Annotated in this window: 17 protein-coding genes; 11 read left to right on the plus strand and 6 right to left on the minus strand. The window is 68.9% G+C overall.

Features of this window, described 5'->3' with window-relative positions; all coding sequences use genetic code 11:
- The 5 genes from R9X41_RS01305 to R9X41_RS01325 all read right to left on the minus strand — a co-directional run bounded on the left by R9X41_RS01305 (window position 1) and on the right by R9X41_RS01325 (window position 5,129).
- Window positions 1-990, minus strand: a complete 990-nt coding sequence (locus R9X41_RS01305; protein WP_318633098.1) for an ABC transporter permease — start codon at window positions 988-990, stop codon at window positions 1-3.
- Between the two features lie 132 nt (window positions 991-1,122).
- Complete coding sequence (locus R9X41_RS01310) at window positions 1,123-2,715, minus strand: ABC transporter substrate-binding protein (protein ID WP_318633099.1); 1,593 nt, start codon at window positions 2,713-2,715, stop codon at window positions 1,123-1,125.
- 138 nt (window positions 2,716-2,853) lie between these two features.
- Window positions 2,854-3,597: a FadR/GntR family transcriptional regulator gene (locus tag R9X41_RS01315; protein ID WP_318633100.1), complete on the minus strand. Its 744-nt coding sequence runs from the start codon at window positions 3,595-3,597 to the stop codon at window positions 2,854-2,856.
- A 233-nt stretch (window positions 3,598-3,830) separates the two neighbouring features.
- Window positions 3,831-4,025 (minus strand): hypothetical protein, encoded by a 195-nt coding sequence (locus R9X41_RS01320; protein WP_318633101.1) that lies wholly within the window; start codon window positions 4,023-4,025, stop codon window positions 3,831-3,833.
- A gap of 141 nt (window positions 4,026-4,166) precedes the next feature.
- Window positions 4,167-5,129, minus strand: coding sequence for a LysR substrate-binding domain-containing protein (locus R9X41_RS01325; protein ID WP_318633102.1), 963 nt, complete (start codon window positions 5,127-5,129; stop codon window positions 4,167-4,169).
- A 151-nt stretch (window positions 5,130-5,280) separates the two neighbouring features.
- Between R9X41_RS01325 and R9X41_RS01330 the strand changes: the two genes are divergently transcribed.
- The 8 genes from R9X41_RS01330 (at window position 5,281) to rpiB (ending at window position 12,041) form a co-directional block, all read left to right on the plus strand.
- Window positions 5,281-6,030, plus strand: a complete 750-nt coding sequence (locus tag R9X41_RS01330; RefSeq protein ID WP_318633103.1) for an SDR family NAD(P)-dependent oxidoreductase — start codon at window positions 5,281-5,283, stop codon at window positions 6,028-6,030.
- Window positions 6,031-6,119: 89 nt separating this feature from the next.
- Window positions 6,120-7,094 carry a TRAP transporter substrate-binding protein gene (locus R9X41_RS01335; RefSeq protein ID WP_318633104.1) on the plus strand — a complete coding sequence of 325 codons (975 nt, stop codon included), beginning with the start codon at window positions 6,120-6,122 and terminating at the stop codon, window positions 7,092-7,094.
- A 17-nt stretch (window positions 7,095-7,111) separates the two neighbouring features.
- Entirely contained in the window at window positions 7,112-7,657 is a 546-nt protein-coding gene (locus tag R9X41_RS01340; RefSeq protein ID WP_318633105.1) for a TRAP transporter small permease, read from the plus strand.
- A complete protein-coding gene (locus tag R9X41_RS01345) occupies window positions 7,654-8,913 on the plus strand; it encodes a TRAP transporter large permease (RefSeq protein WP_318633106.1) in 1,260 nt (419 codons plus the stop codon). The genes R9X41_RS01340 and R9X41_RS01345 overlap by 4 nt, the downstream gene beginning before the upstream one ends.
- Before the next feature lie 17 nt (window positions 8,914-8,930).
- A complete protein-coding gene (locus R9X41_RS01350; protein WP_318633107.1) occupies window positions 8,931-9,785 on the plus strand; it encodes a sugar phosphate isomerase/epimerase family protein in 855 nt (284 codons plus the stop codon).
- Complete coding sequence (locus tag R9X41_RS01355; protein WP_318633108.1) at window positions 9,782-10,792, plus strand: dihydroxyacetone kinase subunit DhaK; 1,011 nt, start codon at window positions 9,782-9,784, stop codon at window positions 10,790-10,792. The genes R9X41_RS01350 and R9X41_RS01355 overlap by 4 nt, the downstream gene beginning before the upstream one ends.
- Window positions 10,789-11,478 (plus strand): dihydroxyacetone kinase subunit DhaL, encoded by a 690-nt coding sequence (dhaL, locus tag R9X41_RS01360; protein ID WP_318633109.1) that lies wholly within the window; start codon window positions 10,789-10,791, stop codon window positions 11,476-11,478. The genes R9X41_RS01355 and dhaL overlap by 4 nt, the downstream gene beginning before the upstream one ends.
- A gap of 89 nt (window positions 11,479-11,567) precedes the next feature.
- Entirely contained in the window at window positions 11,568-12,041 is a 474-nt protein-coding gene (gene rpiB / locus R9X41_RS01365) for a ribose 5-phosphate isomerase B (RefSeq protein WP_318633110.1), read from the plus strand.
- Window positions 12,042-12,062: 21 nt separating this feature from the next.
- Here rpiB and R9X41_RS01370 read toward each other — a convergent pair whose 3' ends face one another.
- The gene (locus R9X41_RS01370; protein WP_318633111.1) at window positions 12,063-12,716 is read right to left on the minus strand and encodes a GntR family transcriptional regulator; all 654 of its coding nucleotides are present in this window, start codon (window positions 12,714-12,716) and stop codon (window positions 12,063-12,065) included.
- Between the two features lie 117 nt (window positions 12,717-12,833).
- On the opposite strand from R9X41_RS01370, the gene R9X41_RS01375 reads away from it, so the two are divergent.
- Genes R9X41_RS01375 through R9X41_RS01385 form a run of 3 tightly spaced genes read left to right on the plus strand, consistent with a single transcriptional unit; the run spans window position 12,834 to window position 15,819 of the window.
- Window positions 12,834-13,589 (plus strand): SDR family NAD(P)-dependent oxidoreductase, encoded by a 756-nt coding sequence (locus R9X41_RS01375; RefSeq protein ID WP_318633112.1) that lies wholly within the window; start codon window positions 12,834-12,836, stop codon window positions 13,587-13,589.
- 23 nt (window positions 13,590-13,612) lie between these two features.
- Window positions 13,613-14,800 (plus strand): acyl-CoA dehydrogenase family protein, encoded by a 1,188-nt coding sequence (locus R9X41_RS01380; protein ID WP_318633113.1) that lies wholly within the window; start codon window positions 13,613-13,615, stop codon window positions 14,798-14,800.
- On the plus strand, window positions 14,746-15,819 hold the full coding sequence (locus R9X41_RS01385; RefSeq protein ID WP_412556651.1) for a phosphotransferase family protein: 1,074 nt from the start codon (window positions 14,746-14,748) through the stop codon (window positions 15,817-15,819). Before R9X41_RS01380 ends, R9X41_RS01385 begins: the two co-directional genes overlap by 55 nt.
- Window positions 15,820-15,832: the final 13 nt, after the last annotated feature.

The raw sequence follows: 15,832 nt of genomic DNA on the forward strand, positions 1-15,832 counted from the left end.
TCAGGCACCGAACTCGATGCGCGGATCGACCAGGCGGTAGACCAGGTCGGTGAGCAGGTTGAACACGACCACCATGACGGAGGTCACCAGGAACACGCCGAGCAACAGCAGGTAGTCGCGCTGCATCAGGGCGTCGAACATGAGCCGGCCGATGCCGGGCCAGCCGAAGACGGTTTCGGTCAGCACCGCGCCGCCGGCGAGCTGGCCGAGCTGGATGCCGGAGAAGGTGACGATGGGCAGCGCGGCGTTGCGCCGCACGTGGCGGCGTATGACCAGGCCCGCCGGCACGCCCTTGGCGCGGGCGGTCTTGACGAAGTCCATGCCCATCACCTCGAGCATGGAGCTGCGCATGAGTCGCGCATACATCGCCATGTAGAAGCAGCCGAGCGACACGGTGGGCAGCACCAGGTGCAGGGCCACGTCGCGCACGTGGTCCCATCCGCGCAGGTCGGCGCCGACGGTCTCCATGCCGAAGGCCGGCAGCCAGCCGAGCTGCACGGAGAACAGCAGGATGGCCAGCAGCGACAGCCAGAACAGCGGCGTGGCGTAGAGCAGCAGCGACAGCGACATGATCACGCTGTCGAGCCATCTGTGGCGGTTGACATAGCGGGTCTTCGACGCCGCCACGCCCAGCGCGATGCCCAGCACGATGGAGAAGACGAAGGCCGCGCCCATCAGCAGCAGGGTGGCGGGCAGTCGGTCGACGATGAGGTCGAACACGCTCAGCTGGTTGCGGTAGGAGAAGCCGAAGTCCAGGTGCAGCAGGCCCTTGAGGTAGGTCCAGAGCTGCACGACGAGCGGCTGGTCGAGCCCGAACTGCTGGCGCAGCTGGGCCACGAAGGCGGGGTCGCTGGAGCCGGACTCGCCCGCGATGATCGAGGCCGGATCACCGGGCGCGAGCCGGATCAGCAGGAAGTTCATGGTGACGACGCCCAGCACGACGAACGCCGCCTTGCCCAGTCGGGACAGGAGAAAGGTGAGGAATTTCAAGACGGTGATTTCCGATGGGGAGACGGCGTGCGGACGTGGGGCGTCACGCCCCGGCGAAAGACGCCGGAGCGGCTGCGGACTCCGATGGAAAGAAAGGAAAGCGCGAACAGGCGGGCGGGTGCCCGCCCGGGCTTACTTCTTGAGCGGCTCGATGTAGGCCTTGGCCCAGCTGTCGTTCATGCCGGTGCCGCTGGTGACCAGGTTCTTCACGTTCTTGCGGTACATGGTCACGCCCTTGATCTCGAACAGGTAGGCGTTGGCCACTTCGTCGACCAGGATGCGTTGGACTTCCGAATACAGCGCCTGGCGCTTGGCCTTGTCGCCTTCTGAGGATGCCCGGTTGAACAGGTCGTCGACCTTGGGGTTGCTGTAGCCCTCGTTGTTGACGAAGGGCGAGCCCTTGACGATGTTGGAGCTCAGGAACAAACGCGCCACGCCGATGGCCGGGTCGCCGAACTGGTCGGTGAAGTGGAAGGTCAGGTCGAAGTCGAAGTTGGACACGCGCTGTGCCCAGCCGCCGGCGTCGGTGGCCTCGATCTCGACCGGGAAGCCGAGTGCCTCGAGCGATTGCTTGGTGTATTCGCCCAGGCGGTCCCAGGTAGAGCCGTAAGGGTAGGCCAGGATCTTGATCGGCGTGGCCTTGGGGTCGACGCCCGATTCCTTGATCAGCGCGCGGGCCTTCTTCAGATCGAAGTCGTAGGGCGTGACGTTGGGATCGTAGAAGGCGGTGGTCGAGGAGATCGGGCCGGTGGCGACCTTGCCCAGGCCGAAGAAGATGGTGTTGACGATGAACTTGCGGTTCATCGCGTGCATCACCGCCTGGCGCACCTTCACGTTGTCGAACGGCGGCTTGCGCTCGTTCATCACCATCGAGGTCATGGTCGAATAGAACTCGGTGCCCTTGGTGGTGCTGTCGACGTCGGGCAGGGCCTGCAGGCGCTTGCTGTCCACGCCGTCGATATCGTTGCCGCGGATCGCCTGCACGTCGCCCTTTTCGAAAGCCACCGCGCGCGAGGCGGCGTCGGGAATCACGTGGAAGACGATCTTGTCGAGGTAGGGCAGGCCCTTCTGCCAGTAGTCGGCGTTGCGCTCCAGCACGATGACCGAGCCGCGCTTCCATTCCTTGAACTTGAACGGGCCGGTGCCGATCGGGGTCTGGTTGGCCGGGTTGGTCTTGAAGTCGGTGCCCTCGTAAATGTGCTTGGGCAGCATCGTCATGTTGTCGGTGCCGAAAAGCGCCAGGAACGGGGTGAACTGTTCCTTGAGCTTGAAGACGACGGTCTGCGGATCCTTGGCGGTGATCGACTCGACGTACTTGTTGAGCACCACACGCACGCGGGGATGGGTCACTCGCAGGAACTTGTCGGCGCTGAACACCACGTCGTCGGCGGTGAAGGGCTTGCCGTCGTGCCACTTCACGCCGGACTGCAGCACGAAGGTGTAGGTGAGGCCGTCGGGCGACACGGTCCAGCTCTTGGCCAGCGATGGCTGCGGGGTCAGGTCGGCGCCGTAGGTCAGCAGGCCTTCGTAGATCTTGCCGCCGACGTATTGCGTAGGCGATTGCTGGTTCAGGCCGAGGATCAGCATCGGCGGCTCGGGCTGCACGATGGCGTCGAGTGTGCCGCCGCGCGTCTGGGCGCAGACGGCGGCGGAGCCCAGCACGGCCGCGGCGGCGACAGCGGCCAGGGTGGCTTTTCCAATGAAGGCGGAAATCGAGGGTTTCATGGAATTCCTGTTGATGAGACGGAGAGACACGGTGAGATCGAAAAAGAAAGCGGCCTGTTGGATGGGCTGACCAGTGGTTGGACCAATTTTTTTATGAAAAGGGCGATGCCGTCGCCGGCTTCGCCCGTCGCGAAAACTTCAAAGGGCGGGTATTGCTCCTTCGAGCGGGAAGGCCTTGGACAGGCGGAACTGCGAACCCATGAAATGCGCCTGCATGGCGAGCCGGGCGTCGTCGGGGCGACGGTGTACCAGCGCCTGCATCAGCTCCTCGTGCTCGTGCTCGGCCTTGGCCCACGATTCCGGGTTGTTGACGAAGTGCTGCTCCAGCTTCTGGAACATCGGGCTTTCGTCGTGCAGGTTCCAGAGATTGGTCACCGTCATCGCCATGGCCGCGTTGTTGGTGGCAGCCGCGATGGCGATGTGGAAGGCGCGGTTGTGTTCGCGCGGCGTGGCCGAGCCTTCCATGGCACGGCCGGCCGCCACGATGCGGGCGATGGCCTCGTCGGAGGCGCTGGCGGCGGCCATGGCGGCGCATTCGGGCTCGACCAGCAGCTGCACCTTGATCAGGTCGAAGGGGCCGATGTCGCCCTGCGACCTGAGCCATTCACGCACCGTGGGTTCGGTGCTTTCCAGGGCCGACGGCGCCGCCGGGCTGCAGACGAAGACCCCGGCGCCCACGCGCACCTCGACCAGACCTTCTAGTTCCAGGGCGATGAGCGCCTCGCGCACCGAGGTGCGGCTGACCTTGAGCTGCTCGGCCAGGTCGCGCTCGGAGGGCAGCCGGGAGCCGGGCAGAAAATGCCCGGCCTGGATCTTTCCGCCGATCTGGGCGGCGATCATGCGGTAGAGGCGGGTGACGCTGACGGGTTGAAGGGATTGCATCGGAGCCGGAGAAGCCTGCTGGCCAAGTGGTTGGACCAATTATTTTAAAAGACGCATGCGAAATGCGTGCCAGGGCTTCGGCGGTCGGCAGATTGGGGAAAAGCGGTCACCGAGGTGTCCTCGCGCACCGCGTCGTGGCATCGCGGCGAAACGATGCACCTCACCGGGGCGTCAGGTCGCCCCGGTACTGTCTCCGTTCACGGTAGCCCAATGACAGTCGTCAGGCGCATGGCTCAGGGCCACGAGCCCCGGAACACCTGGCCGATCGACACATTGCCCGGATGGAACTGGCCGAAGGACAGGCTGGTGCTGCGCTCGGCCGGGGCGCCCACGCGGTCGGCGCTGGCGTCGGCCACGGGAATCGTCCAGGTCGCGAATGCGAGAGCGCATACGGTGGCGGCGAAGATGCCGGCTTTCCTGGTTTTCATGGTGTCTCCTTCGCGACAACCGCCGGTCGACGGGTCGCGGAAACGATCCGGCTGGCGGATGGCGCCGGGGCTGCGGCCGGTGGCCGAAAGCCCTGCGCCATGCGGCCATGGTGATCCGCCGAACAGCGGCCGGGGAGAGGGTTAGCCCGCAGCGACGGTCGTCGCGGCGGCATCGTCGGCGGGTGCCGGCACCGCCGGAGCCGGTGCCGGCGCATGGCTGCCCGCCGCCACCTCTTCCTGCACCCAGGCCACGAAGCGCGCCACTTCCTGCTTGTGCAGATGCCATTGCGGGCAGACCAGGAAATGCCCGCGCACCGGCAGGCCTTCGCCGTCGTCGAACACCGGCTGCAGCCGGCCGCCGGCCAGGTGGCGCTGGCCGATGAAGGTGCTTTCCAGCGCCACGCCCAGGCCCTGCTCGGCCGCGTCCAGCGCCAGGTAGGCGCGGTCGAAACGGTAGGCGTAGCGCTCGGGGCGGCCGGCCACGTGGCGGCTGGCGAACCAGTCGCTCCACTGCACCACGCTCACCGTCGACTGGATCAGCGGCACCTGCAACAGGTCGGCCGGGCCGGCGATGCCCTGGCGGGCGATGAAGTCCGGATGCGCCAGCGGCAGGATGGTCTCGTCGGCGATCGGCATCACCTGCAACTGCGGCCACTGCGGCGTGCCATAGCGGATGTCGAGGTCCACACCGCCCACCGCGAAATCCGAATGCGAGGGCGATGCCGACAGCGACAGCGCGATGTTGGGATGGCGCTGGGCGAACGCGCTCAGCCGCGGCATCAGCCACAGGTTGGCGAAGCTCGGCGAGGCATGCACGTGCAGGGTGCTGCGGATGCCCTGGCGCACATCGTCGGTGGCCGAGCGCAGCGCCTGCAGCGCGCCCGCGATGCGCTGCAGGTAACGCGCACCGGCAGCGGTCAGCGCCAGGCCGGGACTGCGGCGCTCGAACAGCTTGACCCCGATGTACTGCTCGAGCTTGGCGATCTGGTGGCTCACCGCCGAGGGCGTGAGGTGCAGCTCGGCGGCGGCCAGTGAGAAGTTGAGCCGGCGCGCGGCCGCCTCGAAGGCGATGAGCAAAGCCAGCGGCGGCAGGGCGCTACGCATGCGCGGCTCCTGCGGGTTGACCCTCGTATGACGGAACGTCATGCGGTGCTGAAGTTTTGTCTCTTGTTCTCATGTCTTCGCGCTCGGACACTGCGACCGCTGCAAAACAGCGGCCGACTTTTGGCCGCGATTATCGAACGGAGACCAGGACATGCTTCTCAAGGACAAAGTTGCCGTCATCACCGGCGGTGCCGGCCCCAACGGCCTGGGTTTCGCCACCGCGAAGATGATGGCCGAGCACGGCGCCCGCGTGGTCATCGTGGACCTCGAAAACGCCCGACCCGCCGAGGCGGCGGCCCGCCTGGGCGAAGGTCATGTCGGCCTGGTCGCCAACGTGACCGACAAGGCGCAGTGCCTCCAGGCCGTGGCCGATGCGGTCCGGCAGCTCGGCCGGGTCGACGTGCTGGTCAACAACGCCGGCATCACCCAGCCGCGCAAGACGCTCGACATCAGCGAGGCCGACTACGAAGCGGTGCTCGACGTCAGCCTGCGCGGCACGCTGCTGATGTCGCAGGCCGTCATTCCCGCCATGCAGCAGGGCGGCGGCGGCTCCATCGTGTGCATCTCCTCGGTGTCGGCCCAGCGCGGCGGCGGCATCCTGGGCGGCCCGCACTATTCGGCGGCCAAGGCCGGCGTGCTCGGCCTGGCGCGCGCCATGGCGCGCGAGTTCGGCGGCGCCAACATCCGCATCAACTGCGTGACGCCGGGCCTGATCGCCACCGACATCAACAAGGGCCTGATCCCGGACGACAAGAAGGCCGGCATCCTGGAGCAGATTCCGCTCAACCGCATCGGCGGACCGGACGACGTGGCGGGCCCCGTGGTGTTCCTGGCCAGTGACCTCTCCAAGTACCTCACCGGCGTCACCCTGGACATCAACGGCGGCATGTTGATCCATTGACCCCCGAAGGCGCGGCGGGGCTGCGCCTTCTTTGCTTCTTCGCGACCCACCAACAAAAAGGCGCCCGCAGTGGCGCAGGAGACAAGACCATGCAACGCAGAACCCTGGCGCTGGCCGCCGCACTGGGCCTGGCCGCTTTCGCCGCCGTCGCCCAGCCCACCACCCGTCTCACGCTCGGCCACGGGGCCGCGCCCGGCAACCCGCGCCACGAGGCGTCGGTGCTGTTCGCCGAACGCGTGAAGGAGAAATCCGGTGGCCGCATCGAGGTGCAGGTAGCGCATTCGTCGCAGCTCGGCGACGACGCGGCCATGGTGACCGCGCTGCGCTCGGGCTCGCTCGACATCTCGGCCAACAGCCAGGGCACGCTCTCGGCGGTGGTGCCCGAATACGCGGCGCTGGGCATGCCCTTTTTGTTCTCCGACGTGGAGAAGGCCTGGGCCCTGCTCGACGGCCCGGTCGGCGAGGAGCTCGCCAGCCGCAGCGCCGCCAAGAACCTGGTGGTGCTCGGCTACTGGGACAACGGCATCCGCCACCTCAGCAACAGCAAGCGCGCCATCAAGGCACCGGCCGACCTGAAGGGCCTGAAGATCCGCACCCCGGCCGACGCGGTGACCATCGACATCATGCAGGCGCTCGGCGCCGACGCGCAGCAGATCAAGTTCTCCGAGCTCTACGTGGCACTGCAGCAGGGCGTGGTCGACGGCCAGGAGAACCCGCTGACCAACATCGTGTCGGCCAAGCTCTACGAGGTGCAGAAATTCATCTCGCTGACCGGCCACAAGTACGAGGTGACGCCCTTCCTGATGGGCAAACGCGCCTGGGACAAGCTGAGCCCGGCCGACCAGGCCATCGTGAAGGACGCCGCCAGGGAAGCGACCCAGCTGCAGCGCAAGCTCTCCAGGGAAGCCGACGAGAAGCTGCTGGTCGAGCTCAAGGGCAAGGGAATCAACGTCGAGACGGTGGACCGCGCGCCCTTCGTGGCCGCCACCAAGCCGGTCTACGACAAGTGGTACGCCAGCCCGCAGGGCGACTTCGTGCGCCGCGTGGTGCAGGCCGTTCGCTGACTGTTCCGGAGTCGGTCATGAACCCGCTGTTCCGGCACATCGACAACGCGGTGGGCATGGCCTGCCGCGGCGTGCTCTACCTCACGCTCACGCTGGTCTTCGTCATCCTCAGCGCCAACGTCGGCCTGCGCTACATCGCCGGCACCAGCCTGGCGTTCGCGTCGGAGCTGCCCGAGCTGCTCTTCCCCTGGATGATCATGGCCGGCGTGGTGCTGGCCGCCCAGCACGGCTCGCACATCGCGGTGGTGATCCTCACCCAGCGCATGCCACCCTCGGTGCGCCGCTGGGTGCTGGCCGGCGGTGCCCTCGGCACGGCGGCCATGTACATCGCGCTGGCCTGCACCGCCTGGCCGCTGGCCGAGATCGCGGCCGACGAGCGCACGCCCATCCTGCAGGTGCCCGGCTCGGTGGGCGTGTTCTGTCTCATGACCGGCTTCGTGCTGCTCGCCCTGGTCACGCTGCTGCGGCTGCCGCAGATCTGGGCGTGCCCGGCAGGCGATGCCCCCCAGCCCGACGAGGACGCCATGGCCGCGCCCGTCACCACCGCCGGAGCCCATCCATGAGCATGCTCGTCATCTTTCTCTTCATGGGCGCGGCGCTGCTGTCGATCCCGATCGCGCATGCGCTGGTGGCGGCGTCGGTGGGCGGCCTGCTCATCATCGACCGCGTGCCGGTGCACCTGGCCATCGAGCAGATGCTCGGCCAGACGCAGAGCTTTCCGCTGATCGCGATTCCCTTCTTCATGCTCACCGGCGCGCTCATGGTCAGCGGCCGGCTCGGCCAGAGCCTGGTGAGCCTGCTGTCGATGATGATCGGCCGGGTGCACGGCGGCCCGGCACAGGTCGGCGTGCTGTCGTCGACCATCTTCGGCGGCGTGTCGGGCTCGGCCGTGGCCGATGCGTCTGCCATCGGCTCGATGCTGATTCCCTGGCTCAAGAAGCTCGGCTACCCGGCGCCATTTGCCGCCGGCACGCTGGCGGCGGCGGCCACGATCGACATCCTCATCCCGCCCTCGATCCCGATGATCGTGTACGCGCTGGTGTCGGGCGCGTCCATCGGCGCGCTGTTCGTGGCCGGCATCCTGCCGGGCCTCTTGATGTGCGCTGGCTTCATGGCGGTGTGCTACGTGCAGGGCCGCAGGCGCAACTTCCCGCGCGACACCACGCCCTTCGTCTGGCGCGCCTTCTGGCTGCAACTGGCCCATGCCGGCCCGGCCCTGGCCATGCCGGTGCTGATCATCGTGTTCCTGCGCTTCGGCATCGCCACGCCCACCGAGGTGAGCGTGATGTCCACGCTCTACGCGCTGGTCGTGTCCTCGCTGGTCTACCGCGACCTCACCATCGCCAAGCTCAAGCACGCGGCGGTGGAAGCCGGCATTTCCACCGGCGTGGTGCTGCTGATCATCATGGCCAGCAGCGTGGTGGGCTGGATCGTCACCTACGAGCAGCTGCCCGCCGAGTTCACCCGCTTCGCCAAGGAAACGCTGCAGTCGCCCTGGCTGATCATCCTGGCGATGAACCTGATCATGCTGGCCACCGGCATGTTCATCGACCTGCCGGCCGCGGTGCTGCTGCTCACGCCCATGTTCGTGCCGCTGGCCTCGGCCGTGGGCATGGACACGGTACAGCTGGGCATCATGATGATCGTCAACCTGTCGATCGGGCTCTACCACCCGCCGATCGGCACCACGCTGTTCATCACCAGCACCATCGCCAAGGTGCGCATCGGCGACGTGGTGGTGGAGCTGATTCCCTTCTACTGCGTGGCCATCGCCCTGTTGCTGGGCTTCGCCTACCTGCCGTGGCTCACGCTGCGCTGAACGCGAGGGAACGCACCATGACGACCGACCGCAGCATCTCCATCTCGGCCGCGCCCTACGACGGCTACGAGGCCGCCCGCATGCTCGAAAGCCTGGCGCGCATCGGCGCCACGCATGTCGAGCCGGCGTGGATCGTGGGCTACACCGAGCCCTTCGACGAAAGCGCCTTCACGCCGGACAAGGCCACCGCCTATGCCGGCTGGATGCGCGACGCGGGCATCGCCTGCCGCGCCTTCTCCTCGCACATCGACCTGGGCCGCGCCGACGCGGTGAAGGTCTTCAAGGGCCGCATGGACTTCGCGCGCCGGCTCGGCGCCGAGGTCATCAACACCAACGCCTCCGGGCGCGGCAACGAGCGGCGTTTCCTGGACAACATCGCCGAGCTGGCGCGCCATGCCGAGGCGATCGGCATCGCCATCGGCCTGGAGAACCCGGGCGACGGATCGGACAACCTGCTCGATACCGCCGCCGACGGCCCGGCGCTGCTCGGGGCCATCGGCGAGCGCTGCGTAGGCCTGAACTACGACGCGGGCAACACCGCGTCGCACCGCCCGGACGTGCCCGCGGCCGATGACGCGCTGATCGCCATGCCGCTGTGCGTGCACACCCATGTGAAGGACGTGCGCCGCACCGAGGACGGCTGGTTCTTCACCGCCCTCGGCGAGGGCGAAGTGGGTGTGGACCGCATCCTCACCGCCATCGCCGCGCAGCCCGGCCTGCACCTGTCCATCGAGATTCCGATGCGGCTGCACCGGGGCCGCGACGCCAAACCCGGCCGCGATCCCTACCGCGTGCCGCTGGCCGACATCGAGCGGGTGCTCGGCGCCTCGCTGCGCTACGCCCGCGGCTTCTTCGAGACGAGTTACGCATGAACCGCATCTTCAACGACCCCGACCTGATGGTCGAAGACATGCTGCAGGGCTGGCTGGCCGCCCATGCCGGCCGCGTGTCGGCCACCGCCAACCCGCGCGCCTTGCTGCGCACCGGCGCGCCGGTGCCGGGCCGCGTCGGCATCGTCACCGGTGGCGGCTCCGGCCACGAGCCGGCCTTTCTCGGCTACGTCGGCCCCGGCCTGCTCGACGCGGTGGCCGTCGGCGAGATCTTCTCCTCGCCCACCGCCAAGAGCTTCTTCGACGCGGTGCAGGCTGCCGACGGCGGCGCCGGCGTGGCCTGCCTCTACGGCAACTACGCCGGCGACAACATGAACGTGAAGATGGCCGCCAAGCTGGCCGAGCGCGCCGGCATCACGCTCAAAACCGTGGTCGCCAACGACGACGTGGCTTCCGCCGCCCAGGGCGACGAGGCACGCCGGCGCGGCGTGGCCGGCGAGATCCTGATGTGGAAGATCGCCGGCGCGCGTGCCGCCGAGGGCGCCTCGCTCGACGAGGTGATCGCGGTGGCGCACAAAGCCATCGGCGCGACGCGCAGCATCGGCATCGGCCTGAGCTCCTGCACGATTCCGGCGGTGGGCAAGGCCAACTTCCACATCGCCGACGGCGAGATGGAAGTCGGCATCGGCCACCACGGCGAGCCGGGCGTGCAGGTGGCGCCCACCGCGCCGGCGGCCGCCATGGCCGCGACCCTGTGCGACGCGGTGCTGGCCGACCTGCCGTTCGTGCGCGGCGACCGCGTCGGCGTGCTGCTCTCGGGCCTGGGCGCCACGCCGCTGATGGAGCAATACATCCTCTACGGCGCCGTCGCCGCGCGGCTCGAAGCAGAGGGCATCACGGCGGTGCAGCCGCTGGTCGGCAACTACTTCACCTCGCTCGAAATGATGGGCGTCACGCTCACCCTGATCCGCCTGGACGACGAGCTCGAGCGCTGCCTGCGCGCGCCCTGCGAATCGCCCGCCCTCACCGTCGTCGGAGCCACCGCATGAACGCCACCGCTACTTCCTCCACGCAGACCGTCTTGCTCGACTCCGCCGGCGCCGTCGTGCTCGACCTGGTCGAGGTGATCAACGCCAACCGCCAGTACCTCAGCGAGATCGACGGCGCCATCGGCGACGGCGACCACGGCATCAACATGAGCAAGGGCTTCAGCCTGTGCGGCGAGCGGCTGCGCGGCATGCAGCCGCCGCCGACGTTGGGCACCGCCTTCGACACCCTGGCGCTGACGCTGATGGAAGGCATCGGCGGCTCGATGGGCCCGCTCTACGGCAGCTTCTTCCAGGCCTGGGCCGACCGGCTCGACGGCCAGGCCACGCTGGACGCCGCCCGTTTTCGCGCAGCGCTCGACGAGGCGGTGCAGGCGGTGGCCGACATCGGCGGCGCCCAGGTCGGCGACAAGACGCTGATGGACACGCTGGTGCCCGCTCGCGACGCCTTCGCCACCGCGCTCGATGCCGGCGCCGACTTCTCCAGCGCGCTCGACGCCCTGGTCGAGGCCGCCCGTGCCGGCCAGCAATCCACCCGCGACCTGCGCGCCCGCATCGGCCGCTCCGCCCGTCTGGGCGACCGCTCCATCGGCGTGCTCGACGCCGGTGCCACCTCCTGCCTGCTGCTGCTCGAGCAGCTCGCCCGCTCGCTGCAGCGGCTGCTGGTGTCGCCGCCCGCGACGCACTGAAACGCCCGGCCCCGACGACCGGTCCGGCCCTGCGCCGGCCTCGGCGGAGCCACGCCATTTTTCGCTGAACAATCACCGGAGACCGAACCATGACGACACTGGCCATAGGCTGCGACGAAGCCGCCTGCGCACTCAAGGAAACCATCAAGGCCCACCTCGCCGCGCGCGGCATCGCGGTGCAGGACTTCGGCACCCACGACGACCAGCCGGTGCTCTACCCCGACGTGGCCATCGCCGTGGCCGAGCGGGTGGCCGCCGGCGAGATCGACCGCGCCATCCTGCTCTGCGGCACCGGCATCGGCATGGCGATCTCGGCCAACAAGGTGCCGGGCATCCGCGCCGCGCAGACCCACGACACCTATTCGGCCGAACGCGCGGCGCGCAGCAACGACGCGCAGATCATCACGCTGGGTGCCCGCGTGGTCGGCCCGGAACTGGCCAAGGCGATTGTCGACACCTTCCTGGCGTCGAGCTTCGACGGCGGCCGCTCCATCCCGAAGGTGGAAGCCATTGCGGCCTACGAAGCCTCGCTCGGCCACGGGGCGGCCAGGGCGGCGGGCTGATTCACCCGCCAGGGCGCCTGCTCAGGCGCCTTGCCGCAGGATCTCGTCGCGCACATGCGCGACGTGCAGGCAGCCGGCCTCGTCGGCTCGCGCTTCGTCGCCGGCGACCACCGCCTGGGCGATCTGCCGGTAGTCCTGCGTGCGCAGCCGGCGCAGCGCCGGCAGCCGGTGCTGCGCATACACCACCGACATGTGGATCGCCGGAAAGAGCCGCTTGAGCTCGCGGCTGCCGGCCATGTCGAGCAGGGTGCGGTAGAAGCGCCGCCGGCCCACGGCGAAGTCGTCGTCCTTGCCTGCCGCGTCGGCGGCTTCCACCTCCTTCAATACGCCACGCAGCGTGGCGATCAAACCCGAGGCCTTGGCATGCCTGGCGGCGGCCCGGGCGAGCAGGCCGGTCATGCGCTCGGCCACGTCGAGCACGTCCAGCGTGTCCTGCAGCGAGAACGAGCGCACCGCTGCGCCCTTGTTGCGCTGCAGCTCCACGATGCCCTCGGCGGCCAGCCGCGCCAGCGCCTCGCGCACCGAGTTGCGGCCCACGCCGAACTGCACGGCGAGATCGGTTTCCACCAGCCGCTGCGCGGGCACGAAGCCCTGGGTTTCCAGGCCGTTGACGATGCCGAAGAAGACCACGTCGGAGGCGCTCTGCGCCCGGGTTTCGGAAGGTGACGGAGACATGGACGCGGGCGTGGATCGGGAAAGGCTCGGATTCTCCGTCATGGTTAGCCCCATACTTTTGTAGATCAATATCATCCTACAATTTTTCCGGACAGCCACAAGAAGTCTGGAGACGACATGGTTTCGAGCGGGCAGGCGCTGGCAGGCAAACGGGCCTTGATCACCGGCGCATCGAGCGGCCTCGGCGCGCATTTCGCGGCGGTGCTGGCCGCGCACGGCGCCGAGGTGGTGCTGACCGCGCGGCGCACCGGCAGCCTGGAGGCGGTCGCCGCCCAGGTGCGCGAGGCCGGCGGCACGGCCAACGCGCTGGCGCTCGACGTGTCCGACGCCGCCTCGCGCGCCGCGCTGGTCGAGCGCGCCGGCGCCATCGACATCCTGGTCAACAACGCCGGCGTGGTGCGCGAGGGCGCGGCGCTGTCGCAGTCGGAGGAAGACTGGGACACGGTGATCGACACCAACCTCAAGGGCATGTTCTTCATGGCCCAGGCGCTGGCCCCGGCGATGCGCGCGGCGGGCGGCGGCAGCGTGATCAACGTGGCCTCGGTGCTGGGCCTGCGGCAGGCCGGCGGGCTGGTGTCGTACGCGGTGTCCAAGGCCGGCGTGATCCAGCTCACCAAGACGCTGGCGCTGGAGTGGGCGCGGCACGGCATCCGGGTCAACGCGCTGGCGCCGGGATACATCGAGACCGAACTCAACCGCGACTTCTGGCAGGGCGATGCCGGCCAGGCACTCATCAAGCGCATTCCCCAGCGCCGCCTCGGGCGGCTGGAAGACCTCGACGGCCCCTTGCTGATGCTGGCCTCCGACGCCTCGCGCTACATGAGCGGCTCGGTGATCGCCGTCGACGGCGGTCACCTGTGCAGCAGCCTTTGAACCTCTCTTTTGGCGGAACGTTGATGTTCACACCTTGCCCCACCGAACGCAGCCGGCTGCTGGCCGAGCGCATCGAAGCCTTCGTGCGCCAGACGGTCGTGCCCTACGAGCGCGACCCGCGTTGCGGCGCCCACGGCCCCAGCGAGGAACTGGTGGCCGAGCTGCGCGGCAAGGCGCGCGAGGCCGGCCTGCTGACGCCGCACATCCTGCCGGACGGCTCGCACCTGAGCCAGCTGGAAACCGCCGCCGTGCTCAAGCGTTCCGGGCTGTCGCCGCTGGGGCCGGTGGCGGTCAACACCATGGCGCCGGACGAGGGCAATATGTTCCTGCTCGGCCGCATCGCCACGCCGAGCCAGAAGGCGCGTTTTCTCGACCCGCTGGTGCAGGGCGCGCGCTCGGCCTTCTTCATGACCGAGCCGGCGGCAGAAGGCGGCGCCGGCTCCGACCCGTCGATGCTCACGACCACGGCGGTGCGCGACGGCGACGACTGGGTGATCGACGGCCGCAAGATGTACATCACCGGCGCGCAGGGTGCGAAGACCGGCATCGTCATGGCGCGCACCGGCACCGGCGAACAGGCCCAGGCCACCATGTTCCTGGTCGAGCTGCCGCATCCGGCGATCCGCATCGAGCGGGTGCTCGACACCATCGACAGTTCCATGCCCGGTGGCCATGCGCTGGTCGCCATCGACGGGCTGCGGGTGCCCGCCGACGACGTGCTGGGCGCGGTGGACGAGGGCTTCAAGTACGCGCAGATCCGGCTGGCGCCCGCGCGCCTGTCGCACTGCATGCGCTGGCTCGGCGCCTGCGCCCGCGCGCAGGAGATCGCCACCGCCTACGCCACCACACGCAAGGCCTTCGGCAAGCTGCTGATCGACCACGAGGGCGTGGGTTTCATGCTGGCCGACAACCTGATCGACCTGCAGCAATGCGCGCTCACCATCGACTGGTGCGCGGGCGTGCTCGACAGCGGCGCGCACGGCACGGTGGAGAGCTCGATCGCCAAGGTGGCGGTGTCCGAGGCGCTCTACCGCGTGGCCGACCGCTGCGTGCAGGTGATGGGCGGCAGCGGCGTCACGCGCGACAGCATCGTCGAGCAGGTGTTCCGCGAGATCCGCGCTTTCCGCATCTACGACGGCCCGACGGAAGTGCACAAATGGTCGCTGGCCAAGAAGATCAAGCGCGACGCGCTGCACGGGGCGCGGCCGTGAGCGGCGAGATCGACACCACCGCGCTCGCGGCCTGGATGACGGCGAACGTGGATGGCTTCCACGGCCCGCTGACGCTGGAGCGTTTCAGCGGCGGGCAGTCCAACCCGACCTACCGGGTGCGCACGCCCAAGCGCAGCTACGTGCTGCGCCGCAAGCCGCCGGGCGTGTTGCTCAAGGGCGCGCACGCGGTGGAGCGCGAGGCGCGGGTGATGGCCGCGTTGGGCGGCACGGGCTTTCCGGTGCCGGGCATTCTGGGGCTGTGCACCGACGACACCGTCATCGGCAGCGGCTTCTTCGTGATGGACATGGTGGAAGGCCGCATCTTCTGGGACGCGAGCTTCGCCGAGGTGCCTCGCGAGGAGCGCGCCGCCTACCTCGACGCGATGAACGCCACGCTCGCCGCGCTGCACCGCGTCGACTACATGGCGGTGGGCCTGGCCGACTTCGGCCGGCCCGGCGGCTACGTGGCGCGGCAGGTGGCGCGCTGGTCGCAGCAGTATCTGGACGACGAGCAGGCCGGTCGCCATCCGGCCATGGACCGCCTGGTGCGCTGGCTGCCCGACAACCTTCCGCCGGGGGATGAGACCACCATCACCCACGGCGACTTCCGGGCCGACAACATGGTGTTCCATCCCACCGAGCCGCGGGTGCTGGCGGTGCTCGACTGGGAGCTGTCCACGCTTGGCCATCCGCTGGCCGACTTCGCCTACAACGCCATGATGTTCCGCATGCCGCCCGACATCCTGGGCGGCATCGCCGGCCTCGATCTCGCCGCCCACGGCCTGCCCGGCGAGGCCGCCTACGTCGACGCCTACTGCCGCCGCACCGGCCGCGACGGCGTGCCGGGCCTGGACTTCTACATCGCCTTCAACATGTTCCGCTTCGCCGCGATCCTGCACGGCATCCGCGGCCGCGCGCTGCGCGGCACCGCGGCCAGCCCCGAGGCGCAGGCCATGGGCGAGCGCTATGCGCGGGTGGCGGACCTGGCATGGCGGCAGGTCGAGGCGATGCCGGCCTAGAGCCGCCCCCGAA

This window comes from Xylophilus sp. GOD-11R, assembly GCF_033546935.1.
Taxonomy (GTDB): domain Bacteria; phylum Pseudomonadota; class Gammaproteobacteria; order Burkholderiales; family Burkholderiaceae_C; genus Xylophilus.